Origin of the sequence: Aeromicrobium phragmitis, from assembly GCF_003674095.1 — a bacterium.
Classification (GTDB): Bacteria; Actinomycetota; Actinomycetes; order Propionibacteriales; family Nocardioidaceae; genus Aeromicrobium; species Aeromicrobium phragmitis.
On record NZ_RDBF01000053.1, the window covers coordinates 1 to 522 of the forward strand.

A 522-nucleotide genomic window follows, 5' to 3' on the forward strand; every position below is an offset into this window, starting at 1 on the left:
GTCTCGGCCAACAGCTACGACGAGGTGCAGGACTACGTGAGCCTCAACCGCCACTCGGTCGGATCGCAGCTCGTGGTCGTCAACAGCGACACGTGGGAGGGCCTGTCGGCCGATCAGCAGGACGCGCTGGAGACGGCCGTCCGCGAGACCCGCGAAGAGGACCGCGCCTGCATCGAGGAGGAGACGGAATCCATCGTCGAGGAGTGGGCGTCCAACGGCGGTCCCGAGGTCGTCGAGGACGTCGACGTGGAGGCGTTCCGCAGCCGCGCCCGTGACTACCTCCTGAACAACCTGGAGGGCCGACAGCTCGAGCTCTACCAGGACATCGTGGAGTTCCAGCCGGGCTCCTGAGACACAGAGACAGGGGCGCCGGACCGTGCGGTTCGGCGCCCCTTCGTCACGTCAGCGGTGCAGATGCTCGCTGAGGAACTGCACCTGGAGAAGCTTGAGGTTCTCGGCCACGGTCTCCTGCGGCGTCATGTGGGTGACCCCCGAGAGCGGCAGGACCGTGTGCGGCTTGCC

General features: G+C 67.2%; 1 protein-coding gene. It reads left to right on the forward strand.

The window, feature by feature from the left end; genetic code table 11:
* A partial coding sequence (locus tag D9V41_RS16210) for a type 2 periplasmic-binding domain-containing protein (RefSeq protein WP_208006906.1) occupies nt 1-351 on the forward strand: 351 nt, incomplete at its 5' end.
* Between the last annotated feature and the right edge of the window lie 171 nt (nt 352-522).